We start from the raw sequence: 348 nt of genomic DNA, 5'->3' as shown, positions 1-348 counted from the left end.
GGCGGACCAGACCCAGCACCTCGTGCAGGACCTGAGCCAGGCGGCGACGCGCATCGGCGAGGTGGTCGGGCTGATCTCGACCATCGCCGGACAGACCAACCTGCTGGCGCTCAACGCCACCATCGAGGCGGCCCGGGCCGGGGAGGCGGGGCGCGGCTTCGCGGTGGTCGCCGCGGAGGTGAAGGAACTGGCCGGTCAGACCGCCCGGGCGACCGACGAGATCGGCGGCCAGATCGCGGCGATCCAGGCGGCCACGGGCCGGGCCTCGGAGGCGATGGGGCAGATCGCCCGCACGATCGCCAGCGTGAGCGAGATCAGCGGCGCGATCGCCTCGACGGTGGTGGAGCA

Annotated in this window: 1 protein-coding gene; it reads left to right on the top strand. The window is 73.9% G+C overall.

The window, feature by feature from the left end; all coding sequences use genetic code 11:
- Nucleotides 1–348, top strand: a 348-nt coding sequence (locus MKL01_RS20865; RefSeq protein WP_243907105.1) for a methyl-accepting chemotaxis protein, incomplete at both ends; no start/stop codon positions are given.

This window comes from Methylobacterium sp. J-070, assembly GCF_022829385.1.
Classification (GTDB): Bacteria; Pseudomonadota; Alphaproteobacteria; order Rhizobiales; family Beijerinckiaceae; genus Methylobacterium.
This window is presented reverse-complemented; position numbering and strand designations above follow the sequence as displayed.